Here is a 14,025-nt window from a genome sequence, read left to right as displayed (position 1 = left end):
AACCGGCATTCTATCGTGCCGACCTCCCGGCCAGCGGCGGTCACTCCCTCGGCGCGGCCGCGCCGAAGGCGAGCCCGGCGAGCGCCAGCGCCGCGACCAGCGCGAGCGGCGCCAGGTCGCCGGCCCGGGCATAGGGCGTGAGCCCCGACGTCCCGCGCAGCGACGCGGCCAGCGATTCCTCGCTGTGCGGCCGCAACGCGCCGAGCACCCGGCCGCGCGCGTCGATCGCGGCGGTCACGCCGGTGTTCGTCGCGCGCAGCATCGGGCGCGCGAACTCGATCGCCCGCATCCGCGCGATCTGCAGGTGCTGGGGCAGCGCGTGCGACTCGCCGAACCAGGCGATGTTGCTGACGTTGACCAGGATCGTCGCGCCGTCGCGCACCTGCGGGGCCAGCTCGCGGCCGAAGATGTCCTCGTAGCAGATGTTGAAGGCGAGCCGCTGCCCGCGCACGTCGAGCGCGGGCTGGTGCGGCGCGCCGCGGCCGAAGTCGCCGAGCGGGATCTCCATCATGTCGACGAACCAGCGAAAGCCGGGCGGGACGAACTCGCCGAACGGCACCAGGTGCCGCTTGTCGTAGCGCCAGGGCAGCGGCCCGCCGGCGCCGATCGCCGCCACGCTGTTCGACAGCGTCGGCTCGCCGCGTCGGGTCCGCGCCGGCAGCGGCATCCCGATCGCCACGACGCCGTCGCCGACCGCGTCGACGATGGCCGCGGCGATCGACGGCGGCGTGCGCGACCACGGCACGGTCCAGGCGGTCTCGGGCAGCACGATCAGGTCGGCCGGCTCCGCGGCGATCGCCTGGGCGTAGGCCTGCATCGCTGCCACGCTGCGGGCCGGGTCGAACTTCATCTGTTGCGGCACGTTGCCTTGCAGCAGCCGCACGCGGATCGGCTCGCCGACTTCGTCGGCCCAGCGGACCGGCAGCAGCGCCAGGCCGGCGAGCAGCGGCAGCGCCAGGCAGGCGAGGGCGGCGGCGAGAGCGCCGCTCGCGGCCCGGCGGCCGGCCGAGGCGCCCGGGCCGGCCGACTCGCCCTCGCGCCGGGACGGGGGCGCCGCGAGGGCCAGGGCGGCCGCGACCAGCGCGGCCGCGGCGCCGACGCCGTGCACGCCGACCGCCGGCGCCAGCCCTGCGAGCGGGCCGTCGACCTGCGCGTAGCCCGAGGACAGCCAGGGGAACCCGGTGAACAGCCAGCCGCGCAGCATCTCGCCGGCTCCCCACAGGCCCGCGAACAGCAGCGCGGCGCCGGCCACGCCGCGCGGCGTGCGGCCGGCGCCGCCGGGGAGCGCGCGGCGCAGCGACGGCGTCGCCAGGGCGATGCCGGTCGCGGCGAAGGCGCCCAGGTAGAGCGCGAAGAGCACGAGCGCGGCCGCCGCCATCGGCGCCGGCATGCCGCCGTAGCGGTGCATGCTGACGAACAGCCAGGCGACGCCGCTGACGAACCAGCCGAAACCGAAGGCGAGGCCGGCGAGCGTCGGCGAGCGCGCGGCGCAAGCGATGCGGATCGCGGCGGCGAGCGCCAGCAGCTGCAGCCACCACAGGCCCAGCGGCGCGAAGGACGCTGCGTGAACGAGGCCCGCCGCGAAGGCCGCGCCGGGCGCTGCGGCCCGCCGGAGCCGATCGCGCAGCACCGGGCCGCTCAGTCGCGCGGCCCGGCCTGGCCGTCGCCCTGCGGGGCGGCGGCCACCGGCTCGACCAGCAGCAGGTGCACCTGCCGCGCGTCGGCGCGCAGGACCTCGAAGGACAGTCCGCCGATCTCGACCCGCTCGCCGCGGCGCGGCACCCGGCCCAGCGCGTCGGTGACCAGCCCGCCCACGGTGTCGACGTCCTCGTCGGACAGCGAACTGCCGGCGATCTCGTTGAGCTGGCGGATGCCGGCGATCGCGCGCACTCGCCAGCGAGGGCCGGTGGCGCCCGGCTCGACAGGGACGATGTGGTCGATCTCCTCGTCGAAGTCGAACTCGTCCTCGATGTCGCCGACGATCTGCTCGAGCACGTCCTCGATCGTGACCAGGCCCGCGGTGCCGCCGTACTCGTCGACGACGATCGCCAGGTGGTTGCGATTGACGCGGAACTCGCGCAGCAGCACGTTCAGCCGCTTGGACTCGGGAATGAAGATCGCCGGCCGAAGCAGGTCGCGCAGGTCGACCTCCTCGCCGCTGTACATCCGCAGCAGTTCCTTCGCGTGCAGGATGCCGACGACTTTGTCCCGGTCGCCCTCGACCACCGGGAAGCGCGAGTGAGCGGTCGCGATGACCTTGGGCAGGAAGCTCTCGGGGGACTCGGAGACGTCGATGACGTCCATCTGGGCGCGCGGGACCATGACGTCGCCGGCCGACAGCTCTGCCACCTGCAGCACGCCCTCGATCATCGACAGGGCGTCGGCATCGAGCAGCGAGCGGTCGTGCGCCTGGCGCAGCACGCCCAGCAGTTGCTCACGGTCTTCGGGAACGCGCAGCAGCAGCGCGGCCAGCCGCTCGAAAAGCGGTCGCCGGGCTTCGCCGCCCGGTGAGTCGTCGGACATGGATCGTGGGGGAAGTCTCGTCCTTTCGAGGATACCCGATGCGATTCGGGGGCGCCAAACGCTCGCGCGGCCTGGAGGTCTCGTCGTTCGGCGTGCCGTGCCGTGCCGGTCGACCGTTCGGCTGTGCTGCCATGCCCGGCCTGTGCGCTTACTCCTCGGCGGGCCTCCAGGCGGCGCGCAGTCTCGCCTGGACGGGGGGCGGGGCTTCTTCGTAGCCGATCAGCTCCAGCGTGTAGCTGCCCTGGCCGCCGGTGACGGCCTTCAGGCGGCCCTGGAAGTCCTCGAGCTCGGCGAGCGGCGCGCGGCCGGACACCGTGACCATGCCGGCGCGCGCGGTGCCCGAGCCCGAGACCTGGCCGCGACGGGCCGAAAGCTCGCCGGACACAGCGCCGATCGCCTCCTCGGGAACCGTGAGCTCGAGCCCGACGATCGGTTCGAGGACGACCGGGCGGGCGCGCGCTGCCGCGTCGAGGAAGGCCTTGCGGCCGGCCGTCACGAAGGCGATCTCCTTGCCGTCCACCGGATGGGTCTTGCCGTCGTAGACGGTCACCTCGACGTCCTGGACCGGGAAGCCCGCGACCGCGCCGCCGGCCAGCGCCTGTCGCACGCCCTTCTCCACGGCCGCGATGAAGGGCCCCGGTATCGCGCCGCCCTTGACCTCGTCGACGAAGCGGAAGCCCTCGCCGCGCGGCAGCGGCGCGATCCGCAGGAACACTTCGCCGAACTGTCCGGCCCCGCCGCTCTGCTTCTTGTGGCGGTGATGGCCCTCGGCGGGCGCGGCGATCGTCTCGCGGTAGGGGATCGTGGGCGGATGGGCCTCGACCTCGAGCCGGTGCAGCGAGCGGATGCGCTCGAGCGCGCCCGCCACGTGAAGCTCGCCGAGCCCGCGGATCACGGCCTCGTGGGTAGTGGGGTCGTGCTCGACCGACAGGCTCGGGTCCTCGAGCACCAGCCGTTGCAGGATCTCGGCCAGCTTCTGCTCGTCGCCGCGGCGCGCGACCCGCAGCGCGAGGCCGTACACGGCGTGCGGGATCGGCAGCGGCCGGAAATGAACGGCCGAGTCCTCGGGCGCGTCGTGAAGCACCGCGTCGAAGGCGAGCTCGTCGAGCTTGGCAAGCGCGCAGATCTCGCCCGGCCCGGCCGCCGCGAGCGGCTTCTGCTCGCGTCCCTGCAGCAGGAAGGGCGTGCCGATCCGCACGGCCTTGCGCGCCTCGCCGACGTACAGCGACGCGCCGGGGCGCAGGGTCCCCTGGTGGACGCGCAGGACGCCGATCCGGCCCACGTAGGGATCGACTTCGACCTTGAACACGTGGGCGAGCACGTGCTCGCCTGCGTCGCGGCTCGCGACGAGCGCCTGCGCCCGCGACGGGTCGCCGTCGGGCCAGCGCTCGAACAGCGGCGGGTTGCCTTCGAGCGGGCTGGGCGCCAGCCTCACGATGAAGTCGAGCAGCTCGGCGACGCCGGCGCCGCTGCGCGCCGACGTGAACAACACCGGCACCACGTGCGCCTCGCGCAGCGCGCGCTCGAAGGCGTCGTGCAGCGCGTTCGCGTCGATCGGGTCGCCGGACAGGTAGCGCTCGGTCAGCGCGTCGTCGACCTCGACGACCTGTTCGACGAGCGAGCGGTGCGCGGCCTCGACGCTGTCGAAGTCGGTCGGTCCGCCGTCGGGCGCGAAGAAGCAGTCGACGACCCTGCCGCCGCCGTCGGCCGGCAGGTTCAGCGGCAGGCACTCTCGCCCGAAGGCCGCCCGGATTTCCTCGAGCCGTGCGGGAAGGTCGGCGCCGGCGGCGTCGATCCGGTTCACGACCACGATCCGGCACAGGCCGCGCGTCTGGGCCCAAAGCCCCATCCGGGCGGTGGACAGCTCGACGCCGCGCTGCGCGTCCACCACCAGCGCCACCGTTTCCACCGCGTCGAGCGCCGCGAGCGCGCGGCCGGCGAAATCGGGATAGCCGGGCGTGTCGAGCAGGTGGACTCGCACGCCGTCGCGTTCCAGGTGCGCGCACGCGAGCTGCAGCGAATGACCGTGGGACTTCTCGAGCGGGTCGTAGTCGCAGACCGTGTCGCCGCGCTCGACGCTGCCCGCCGAGGGGATCGCGCCGGCGCCTGCCAGCAGGGCCTCGACCAGCGTGGTCTTGCCGACGCCGGTGTGGCCGACGAAGGCCAGCGTGCGCAGTTGCTCGGCCGGGTGAGCGGACATGCGTGACTCCCTTGCGCCGCGGCGCGACGACGGGTGATCCGGTCCCTAGGATGGAACGATCCGCCGCCGGGCGCAAGCGCGCGGCCGTTCAGGCGCGGTACGGGTCGGGAATCCGGAAGCGTGCGAGAAGCTCGACCTCGCGCGCCTCCATCGCCTGCGCCTCGTCGTCGTGCTCGTGATCGTGGCCGCAGGCGTGCAGCACGCCGTGCACGACGAGGTGCGCCAGGTGGTGGGCGAGCGGCATCCGCCGCTCGCTGGCCTCGCGCTCGAGCACCGGCACGCAGACGACGATGTCGGCCTGCACCGGGGCCGCCTGCGCGGCGCCGGCCGGTGCGCCGGTCGCGCCCGCCGGCATTTCGTAGGCGAAGGTGAGCACGTTGGTCGCGTAGTCGCGGCCGCGGTACTCGCGGTTCAGCATCCGGGCCTCGGTGCGGCCGACGAAGCGCAGCGTCAGCGTCGCATCGGCATCGATCGCCGCGGCGACCCAGCGGCGCAACTGCGCGCGCGAGGCCGGCAGCGCGTCGATGCCCTCTCCGAGCTGGATCGACAGCGAGAGCGACGGGCCTGTCTTCGCGGACGCTGCCTTGCGGACGGCACGCGGCCGGCGCCGATCAGCCTTCCGTGTTCGCGAAGCGCTCATAGGCGTCGACGATGCGCGCGACCAGCGGATGGCGGACCACGTCGCTGCTGTCGAACTCGGTGAAGGCCAGCCCGCGGATGCCGCGCAGCACCCGCCGCGCCTCGATCAGTCCCGAGCCCTGGCCGCGCGGCAGGTCGATCTGCGTCATGTCGCCGGTGACCACCGCGCGCGAGCCGAAGCCGATCCGGGTGAGGAACATCTTCATCTGCTCGGGCGTCGTGTTCTGCGCCTCGTCGAGGATGATGAAGGAGTTGTTCAGCGTTCGCCCGCGCATGTAGGCGAGCGGCGCGATCTCGATCGCCTGTTTCTCGAACATCCGCGCCGTGCGCTCGAAGCCGAGCAGGTCGTACAGGGCGTCGTACAGCGGGCGCAGGTAGGGATCGACCTTCTGCGCCAGGTCGCCGGGCAGGAAGCCGAGCCGCTCGCCGGCCTCGACCGCGGGCCGCGTTAGCACGATGCGCTGGATCGCGTCGCGCTCCAGCGCGTCGACCGCGCAGGCCACCGCCAGGTAGGTCTTGCCGGTGCCCGCCGGGCCGATCCCGAAAGTGATGTCGTGCGACAGGATGTTGCGCAGGTACTCGCGCTGGCGAGGCGTGCGGCCCTGCAGGTCGGCGCGTCGCGTGTGCAGCACCGGGGCCTCGTCGTCGGCGGCGGTTCCGCCCTCGGCGGCCTCGGGGGCGCGGCGCTCGACCAGGCCCAGCTGGATGTCGTCGAGCGACAGCGGCGTTTCGGACAGGCTCCAGAAGTGCCGCAGCGCGGCCAGCGCGCGCCGCGCATCGGCCGCCGGGCCTTCGACGGTGAAGCTGTCGCCCCGGCGGGCGATGCGCACGTCGAACGCTTCCTCGATCTGCCGCAGGTTCTGGTCGACGGGACCGCAGAGGTTCGCAAGGCGCCGGTTGTCGGCGATGTCGGGGCTGAAATCGAGGGCTTTGGCTTTCAAGAATCCGTCACTGGCGAATGGGCGAGCCGAACACGGCAGCGCCGCCGATCGTCCGGGAGTCGCTGCTTCCGCCGACAGAATACGTGAAACCGAGCCGGGCGGCGGCGTCGCCGAACAGGCCGCCGCGCAGCTGGACGCTGCACCCGGAGGCCGCGCAGCCGGCCGGGTCGCCGCCGGACACGGTCGCGCCCAGCGTGCCCGAGAAGCCGAAGCCGGCGCCGGTGCGCAGCTGGCTGGAGGCCGGGTCGGTGGCGCCGCCGGCAGTGGCGAAGCCGATCGTGGCGCCGCCGATGGCGATGCTGCCGTCAAGGCCAATGCGAGCGGGCTGCGCCGGGCCGAACCAGACGGCCGCGCTGCCGGAGAACGTGCCCGGATCGACGCCGCCGCCGGCCAGGGTCGGGCTGGTCGCCCCGATCAGCGAGTAGGCGAACACGCCTTCGGTCGGCACGGTCCGCGACGGCGTCCCGATCAGGTAGTGGATGCCCTGGTCGAGGCCGAGCCCGACCTGGCGGGTGGCCGAGGAGCCGATCGTGACCGTGGCCGTGCCACCGGTCCAGCGCCCCCAGGCCACGACGTCGGCCTCGAAGCCGGTCTCGACCGCCTGCGCGGTGCCGCGCGACAGGCAGAAACTCGGGCAGGTGCCCAGCGACAGCAGGGCACCGCGCTCGTCGTAGGTGGCGACCGTTTCGCGCGAGTCGAACTGCAGCGACGAGAGGCCGGGGATCCTGGGCGTGAGCATGGAGTAGAAGGTCCGCACCCCAGGCTCACCGGGCTCACCGGGCTCACCGGGCTTACCGGGCTCACCGGGCTCACCGGGCTCACCGGGCTTACCGGGCTCACCGGGCTCGCCGGGTTCACCGGGCTCACCGGGCTCCTCGCGCAGGCCTTCGAGCGCGAGCAGGCTGCCGTCCTCGTCGCGCCGGACGTTGATACCGATCGAATCGCCGACCGGCACGAGCGGCGCGAACCAGGTCAGTTCGCTCAGCGTTTTCTGGAGGTCGGGCGTGTCGTCGTCGCTTGCCGGCTGGGCCGGCCAGGCGCGGCCTGCGATCGATGCGGTGCCGCCGGAAGGTGTCACGGTCGTTCCGGTCGGCGTCGCCGCGCCCTGCCCGGCCGCCGGCTTGACCGGCGCCGCCGCGCCGGCCCCGGCCAGGGAGCGTTCGGCGGCGGCTGCCGCGTCGCTCGAAGTCGCGATGGCGGGCCCGGTGGCCGGGCTCGGCCCGGCTGCCGCATTCCCCGTCGAGGTCCCGGTGATCGCCGGCAAGCCAGCCGGCAGCGCGACCGGGCCCAGGATCGGGCCTGCCGCCGCGAGCCGCGGCATCGCGTCCGGTCCCTCGACCTCGGCAGCCTGACCCTCGCCGACCTCGATCGTGCCGGCCCGCGTGGTGACCGCGATGCGCCCTTGGGTGACCGAGACCCGCAGGCCTGCGCGCGAACCCGGCGAGCAGGCCGGGTCGCAGACGGTTTCCTCGGCGAGGAACTCGGTGCCGCGGATGCCGATGGTGGCGGTGGGCGTGCGCAGGCGGAAGTCCTCGTGGCTGCGCTTGCCGATCGCTCCGGTCGCCGATCGCAGTGCGCCGCGCAGCAGCGAGAAGAAGCTCCGCTGCCCGCCGCTGTCGAAGCGGTATTCGTCGATCCGGAAATCGGTGCGCGGCTGCAGCGAGACCAGGCCGCCGTCCGAGAAGCGGATCTGGGCGCGGCCGTCGGCGCCGGTGCGCACCAGGTCGCCCTGCGACAGTTCGTCGCCGGCGCGCAGCGTGCGCGATGCGGGTTGCGCGCCGGGGGCGGCGTCGCGCAGCGCGAGCACCGAGCCGGTCATCGCGATCACGACCGCGTCGGCTGCGACCGCCCAGCCGCACGCCAGTGCCAGCCAGGCGGCGATCAGCGGCGCGAGCAGTCGCCGAAGCGCGCGAAGCCACGCCGCCGGCGCGGCCGAGGCGCTCGGCGCTGCATCGCGCGGGTGACTGAGGGCATGCATGTTCGGCGACTCCGCTGTCAGAACCGGTGTCGCAACTGGACGCCCGCCTGTGTCCGGCGGAAGTCGTTCGGCGACAGCGTCGACCGGTTCCGAGTGTGGACCAGCTGCGGCACGATCGATGTGCGATCGTTCACGCGTCGCTCGAATTCGATCCTCAGTTCGGTCTGGCGGTCCTCGCGCACCACCCCGAACAAGGGCTCGGCGGCGCCGAAGTCGCGTTTCTCCCAGGACAGGACCGTGGAGCTGCGCCATTCGGGCGACAGCCGCGCGACGAGACCCGCCCGCAAGCTGAGGAAGTCGTGGCTGAGATTTTCCAGGCCGGGTCGCGATGCCTCTTCGCCGAAGGCGATCGAGCCGATCACGATCGGTCGCGCGGCGGCGTCGAGGATGCGGGCCGCGTTCAGGCCGATCGCGTTGCGCCGGGCGTCGCGGATCTCCGCGCCCGGGTAGTCGAGTCGGTAACTCTGCAGCGAGGCGCCGACCAGCGTGCGCGGGTCGGTTTCGCACTGCCACTGCAGCAGCGCGCCGGCGGCATTGCGGTAGGCCGCGTCGTCGAGCCGCAGGTGCTGCAGCAGTGCGGCCAGCGTGTAGCGGTGACAGCCGTCGACGAGCGACAGGCCGGCCGAGAGGTCGAACTGCTGCTGGTCGAAATCGGAAACGCGCGCGTAGTGGCGCAGCGAGGCGCGCGCGGCCAGGTTCCACTCGAGCCGACCGGCCAGCGGGCCGGCGATCGAGGCGCCGACCGGGCCGGAGGCGCCGAAGGCGAGGGCAGCGCCGACCGTGTTGCTGGATCGGGGAAGTGAGGCGGCGAGCGGCGTGACCGCCGTGCCGTCGCCCAGCAGCCACTGGCCCGAGGCGCTGCCGAAGTTCACGTTGGTGTCGTGTCCCGCGTCGACCTGCAGCTCGACGCGCGACTGCGCCCTCACGGCGGCCGCCCGGTCGCCGCGCTCGATCGCGTCGAGGTAGCGGCCGATCGTTCGCCGGGCCGCGTCGGGAATCCGGCGCGCGGCGACGGCGGCGAACTCTCGGCGGGCGTTCTCGGGTTCCCTGGCCATGAAATAAGCTCTTGCGATCTCCGCGCGGGCAGGCAGGAAGTCGGGGCGGGCCATCAGCACGCGCTCGAGCGCGAAGATCGCCTGTCCGGGGCGTCCTGAATCGAGGGCGGCCAGCCCCAGCAGGTAATCGAAATCGGGATTGCCCGCGAGCTCGGCCACTAGCGGTTCGAGAATCGCCCAGGCCTCCTCGGCGCGGCCAGCCGCTAGCAGACGCTCGGCTTGCCGGATCGGATCGACGGCGGACGGATCGCCCGCTCGCGCATCGACCTGGACGGGCGCGCCGGCCGGCGAGGGGCCGGAGACTTGTGCGAGCGCCGCGGTCGGTGACCCCGCCAGCAGGCCGATCGTGATCGCCAGGACTGCCGCGGCGCGCGCCATCGGATCGCTATTCCGCGATGACCGCCTCGCCCCGCAGCGAGTGCGGCAGGGCGGCGGTGATGCGGACGTCGACGAAGTGCCCGAGCAGGCGCGCGGGCCCGGCGAAGTTGACGACGCGGTTGTTGTCGGTGCGGCCGGAGAGTTCGGATGCGTCCTTGCGGGCGTGGCCGTCGACAAGCACCCGCTGTACGGTGCCGACCATGGCCTGGCTGATCCGCGCGGCATTGGCCTCGACGACAGCCTGCAGCCGTTGCAGGCGCTCGAGCTTGACCGACTGCGGCGTGTCGTCCGGCAGGTCGGCCGCCGGCGTGCCGGGCCGCGCGCTGTAGACGAAGGAGAACGAGTGGTCGAAGCCGACGTCCTCGACCAGTTTCATCGTGCGCTCGAAATCCTCGGCGGTCTCGCCGGGAAAGCCGACGATGAAGTCCGACGACAGGCTGATGTCGGGTCGGGCCGCGCGCAGGCGCCGGATGATCGACTTGTATTCGAGCGCGGTGTAGCCGCGCTTCATTGCCGCCAGGATCCGGTCGGAGCCGGACTGCACCGGCAGGTGGACGTGGCTCACCAGTTTCGGGATGCGCGCGTAGGCGTCGATCAGCCGCTGGGTGAATTCGTTCGGGTGCGAGGTCGTGTAGCGGATCCGGTCGATGCCGGGGATCTCGGCCACGTACTCGAGCAGCAGCGCGAAATCGGCCGTCTCGCCGTCGGCCATCGGGCCGACGTAGGCGTTGACGTTCTGGCCCAGCAGCGTGACCTCGCGAACGCCCTGGGCCGCCAGGCCCGCGACCTCGGTCAGCACGTCGTCGAAGGGCCGGGAGACTTCCTCTCCGCGGGTGTAGGGCACGACGCAGAAGCTGCAGTACTTGGAGCAGCCTTCCATGATCGACACGAAGGCGGTGTGGCCCTCGACCCGCGCCGGCGGAAGATTGTCGAACTTCTCGATCTCCGGGAAGCTGATGTCGACCTGCGGCCTGCCGCTCTGGCGGCGCCTTGCGATCAGCTCGGGCAGCCGGTGCAGCGTCTGGGGGCCGAACACCACGTCGACGTAGGGCGCGCGCGCGACGATCGCCTCGCCTTCCTGGCTGGCCACGCAACCGCCGACGCCGACGATCAGGTCGGGCCGCTCGCGCTTGAGCGCGCGCACGCGGCCGAGGTCGGAGAACACCTTCTCCTGCGCCTTCTCCCTGACCGAGCAGGTGTTGAACAGGATGATGTCGGCCTGGGTAGGGTCGTCGGTGGTTTCGACGCCCTCGGCGTCGTTCAGGACGTCCGCCATCCGATCCGAGTCGTACTCGTTCATCTGGCAGCCGAAGGTCTTGATGTAGAGCTTGCGGGTCACTTGCTGGAGGAGCGGGCCTTGGCGGCCTCGAGTTCTTCGGGGGCGAGCAGCCAGACGCGCGACAGTTGTCCGGCGGGGTCAAGCTGGTACAGCGCCGGGTGGCTGCCGGACAGCGAGGCCGGCATCACGATCATGTTGCGCGCGTCGCGGATCTGCGCGCCCGCGGCAAGCCGCAGGGTCTTGCCGTCGATCGAGGCTTCGGGGTACTGGAGGACGCTGAACTGGCCGAAGCGCGCGTCGGCCGGGATCGGGCGCAGCCCCTGGGCGAGCGCGGAGCCGGCACTGCCCAGGACGGCGACCGTACCCGCGGTCAGCGCGATGCGAAGGCTCTGCCGGCGCGAGATGTCCGGGGGGTCGATGCGGCTCCCGGAGACGGGGCGGCGCGTGGATTCTGGCGAGCGCTTCATGATGGACAAGTCTAGCGTCAATCGCGCCGCGCGCCTGCAATGCCGGGAGGGAACCGGAAGGGCGAGGCCGGGGGAGGGTGGTAGAGATGGGTGGGCTTGAACCACCGACCTCGGCATTATGAGTGCCGCGCTCTAACCAGCTGAGCTACATCTCCACGGGTCCGGCTCGCAGCGACCGGGCTGGGCTGAACTGTCCGCGCTGAACTGACCGCGAGGTTAACCGATCGCTGAACCCAAAATTCTAGCGAGGCTCGGCTGAGCTGTCAAAGATCCTGCTGCTTCGGGAAGACGACCGTGACCCGGGTGCCATGACCGCTTCCGCGCCCGGCCGGCCAGGGCAGGCCGTCGTCGATCCGCACCGTGGCGTGGTGGTGCTCGGCGATCTCGCTGACGATCGGCAGCCCCAGCCCGCTGCCTTCGCCCGGCGCGTCGGCGATCCGGTAAAAGCGCTCGAACACCAGCGCGCGTTCGGAGAGCGGGATGCCGGGGCCGTTGTCCTCGACCTCGAGCAGCACCCGGTCGGGCGTGCTGCGCGTGCGGACCGTGACGACGCCGCCGACCGGCGTGTAGCGGAGCGCGTTGTCGATCAGGTTGTTGATCAGCTCCCGCAGCAGCAGCGGATGGCCGGCGATCGGCGCGGGCCGGTCGTCGTTCTCGACGCCGAAGTCGATCCTGCGGCGCATCGCGAAGGCGGTCCAGTCGGCCGCCGCGGTCCGGACGAGCGGGTGCAGCCCCAGCGATTCGAGCGGCGTGCTCGCCCCGAGGTTCTCCATGCGCGCAAGCGCGAGCAGCTGGCTGACCAGGTGCGCGCTGCGCTCGGCGCTGCGGATCAGCTGCTGCAGCGAGCGGCGCAACTGGTCCGGATCCGATTCGCGCATCGCAAGCTCCGCCTGGGAGCGCAGGCCGGCGAGCGGGGTCTTCATCTGGTGGGCCGCGTCGGCGATGAAGCGTCGCTGGGTCTGCAGGGTCTGCGACTGGCGGGCGAGCAGGTCGTTGAAGGCGGCCACCAGGGGAACGATCTCCTCGGGCGCGCCGTGCGGGTCGACCGGCGACAGGTCGTCGGGTCGGCGCGCCCGGATCCGGGCCTGCAGCGACTTCAGCGGGGCCAGCCCGCGCGAGAGCCCGAACCAGACCAGGCCGAGAGCGACCGGGAGGATCAGGAACTGGGGCAGGATCACGCCCTTGATGATCTCGTTGGCCAGGATGCCGCGCTGCTCGAGCGTCTCGGCCACCTGCACGAGGGCCTGCGTCTCGGCGCCCTCGCCCTGCTGCATCGTCACGTAGGTGTAGGCCGCGCGCAATTCGTTGCCGCGGATCGTCACGTTGCGCAGCTTGACCCGGCTTGCGTCGGGGAAGTCGAACAGCCGCGGGCGCGGGAAGTCGCGGTGCCCGGCCAGCAGCACGCCGCCTTCGTCGACCACCTGGTAGAAGTACTGTCCTTCCGCCTCGAGGTCGAACAGTTCGCGCGCGGCGCGCTCGAGCGCCTCGCGGCGGTCGGCGGAGGTGGTCGGGGCGCTCCGGACCTGCTGGGCGAGGACGATCGCGCGGTCGTGCAGCGAGCGGTCGAAGGGCGCGTCGGCGAGCGAGCGAGCGACCAGGAAGGTCACCGCGATCGAAAGCGGCCACAGCAGCAGCAGCGGGGCGAACATCCAGTCGAGGATCTCGCCGAACAGCGAGCGCTGCTCGGTGGCCCGGTTCGCGGCGCGCCGGCCCGCGCGACTTCGCCGCAAGCCGGTCGCGAACACCGGCCGCCCCGGCGTCTCGTGCGTGGCGAGCAGGTCTTCGAAAACCGTCGGCAGCCGCTCGGGTTCCTGGGGCTGCGCCTCGCGCTCCCGCTCCGGCGGCGGCTCGGGCGCGTTCATCCGGCGGCTTCCCGCGACTCGCCCGATGCTTCGTCCGCGGGCCGCTGCAGGCAATAGCCGAGCCCGCGCATCGTCACGATCCGGATGTCGCCTCCCTCGAGCTTGCGGCGCAGGCGATGCACGTAGACCTCGATCGCGTTGTGGCTGACCTCCTCGCCCCACTCGCAAAGGTGGTCGAGGATCTGCTCCTTGCCGACGAGCCGGTCGACGCGCTGCAGCAGGATCTCGAGCACGCCGAGCTCGCGCGCGGAGAGCTCCAGCGGCTGGCCATTCAGCGCGGCGGTCCGCCCGACCTGGTCGTAGACGAGGGCGCCCAGCCTGAGCTGCGTGCTGCCGGTGCCCATGCTGCGGCGGACCAGCGCCCGCGCGCGCGCCTCGAGCTCCGACAGCGCGAAGGGCTTGGCCATGAAGTCGTCGGCCCCGAGGTCCAGGCCGCGCACCCGCTGCTCGACCGAGTCGGCCGCGGTCAGGATCAGCACCGGCAGCCGCGAGTCGCGCGCCCGCAGCCGCTTGAGCACCTCGATGCCGGGAAGCCGGGGCAGGCCCAGGTCGAGGATCAGCAGGTCGTATTCCTGCGCCGACAGCGCGGTGTCGGCCTCGCTGCCGCTCGACACGTGATCGACCGCATAACCGCCGTTGCGCAGCGAGCGCGACAGCGCGTCGGCGAGCACCTGGTCGTCTTCGGCAAGCAGGATCCGCATGC

The 14,025-nt window shown here is 72.6% G+C and carries 11 protein-coding genes and 1 tRNA gene; all 12 read right to left on the bottom strand.

Annotated features, from left to right (window positions below):
• Nucleotides 1–40 precede the first annotated feature (40 nt).
• Nucleotides 41–1,630: an apolipoprotein N-acyltransferase gene (gene lnt, locus M6I34_RS07185; protein WP_272485011.1), complete on the bottom strand. Its 1,590-nt coding sequence runs from the start codon at nucleotides 1,628–1,630 to the stop codon at nucleotides 41–43.
• A gap of 8 nt (nucleotides 1,631–1,638) precedes the next feature.
• Nucleotides 1,639–2,523, bottom strand: coding sequence for an HlyC/CorC family transporter (locus M6I34_RS07180; RefSeq protein WP_272485010.1), 885 nt, complete (start codon nucleotides 2,521–2,523; stop codon nucleotides 1,639–1,641).
• Nucleotides 2,524–2,671: 148 nt separating this feature from the next.
• Entirely contained in the window at nucleotides 2,672–4,723 is a 2,052-nt protein-coding gene (gene fusA / locus M6I34_RS07175; protein WP_272485009.1) for an elongation factor G, read from the bottom strand.
• An 88-nt stretch (nucleotides 4,724–4,811) separates the two neighbouring features.
• Nucleotides 4,812–5,363 carry an rRNA maturation RNase YbeY gene (ybeY, locus tag M6I34_RS07170; RefSeq protein ID WP_272485008.1) on the bottom strand — a complete coding sequence of 184 codons (552 nt, stop codon included), beginning with the start codon at nucleotides 5,361–5,363 and terminating at the stop codon, nucleotides 4,812–4,814.
• On the bottom strand, nucleotides 5,335–6,303 hold the full coding sequence (locus M6I34_RS07165) for a PhoH family protein (protein WP_272485007.1): 969 nt from the start codon (nucleotides 6,301–6,303) through the stop codon (nucleotides 5,335–5,337). Before M6I34_RS07165 ends, ybeY begins: the two co-directional genes overlap by 29 nt.
• Nucleotides 6,304–6,310: 7 nt before the next feature.
• On the bottom strand, nucleotides 6,311–8,281 hold the full coding sequence (locus M6I34_RS07160; protein WP_272485006.1) for a FecR family protein: 1,971 nt from the start codon (nucleotides 8,279–8,281) through the stop codon (nucleotides 6,311–6,313).
• 17 nt (nucleotides 8,282–8,298) lie between these two features.
• Nucleotides 8,299–9,714: a tetratricopeptide repeat protein gene (locus M6I34_RS07155; protein WP_272485005.1), complete on the bottom strand. Its 1,416-nt coding sequence runs from the start codon at nucleotides 9,712–9,714 to the stop codon at nucleotides 8,299–8,301.
• Between the two features lie 7 nt (nucleotides 9,715–9,721).
• Nucleotides 9,722–11,014, bottom strand: coding sequence for a tRNA (N6-isopentenyl adenosine(37)-C2)-methylthiotransferase MiaB (miaB, locus tag M6I34_RS07150; protein WP_272486626.1), 1,293 nt, complete (start codon nucleotides 11,012–11,014; stop codon nucleotides 9,722–9,724).
• Nucleotides 11,015–11,049: 35 nt separating this feature from the next.
• Nucleotides 11,050–11,460 carry a hypothetical protein gene (locus M6I34_RS07145; protein ID WP_272485004.1) on the bottom strand — a complete coding sequence of 137 codons (411 nt, stop codon included), beginning with the start codon at nucleotides 11,458–11,460 and terminating at the stop codon, nucleotides 11,050–11,052.
• 78 nt (nucleotides 11,461–11,538) lie between these two features.
• Nucleotides 11,539–11,615, bottom strand: a tRNA-Met gene (locus M6I34_RS07140).
• 108 nt (nucleotides 11,616–11,723) lie between these two features.
• Nucleotides 11,724–13,322, bottom strand: a complete 1,599-nt coding sequence (locus M6I34_RS07135; protein WP_272485003.1) for a sensor histidine kinase — start codon at nucleotides 13,320–13,322, stop codon at nucleotides 11,724–11,726.
• Nucleotides 13,319–14,023 (bottom strand): response regulator transcription factor, encoded by a 705-nt coding sequence (locus M6I34_RS07130; RefSeq protein WP_272485002.1) that lies wholly within the window; start codon nucleotides 14,021–14,023, stop codon nucleotides 13,319–13,321. Before M6I34_RS07130 ends, M6I34_RS07135 begins: the two co-directional genes overlap by 4 nt.
• Nucleotides 14,024–14,025: the final 2 nt, after the last annotated feature.

Origin of the sequence: Zeimonas sediminis (genome assembly GCF_023721795.1) — a bacterium.
Lineage (GTDB): Bacteria > Pseudomonadota > Gammaproteobacteria > Burkholderiales > Burkholderiaceae_E > Zeimonas > Zeimonas sediminis.
This window is presented reverse-complemented; position numbering and strand designations above follow the sequence as displayed.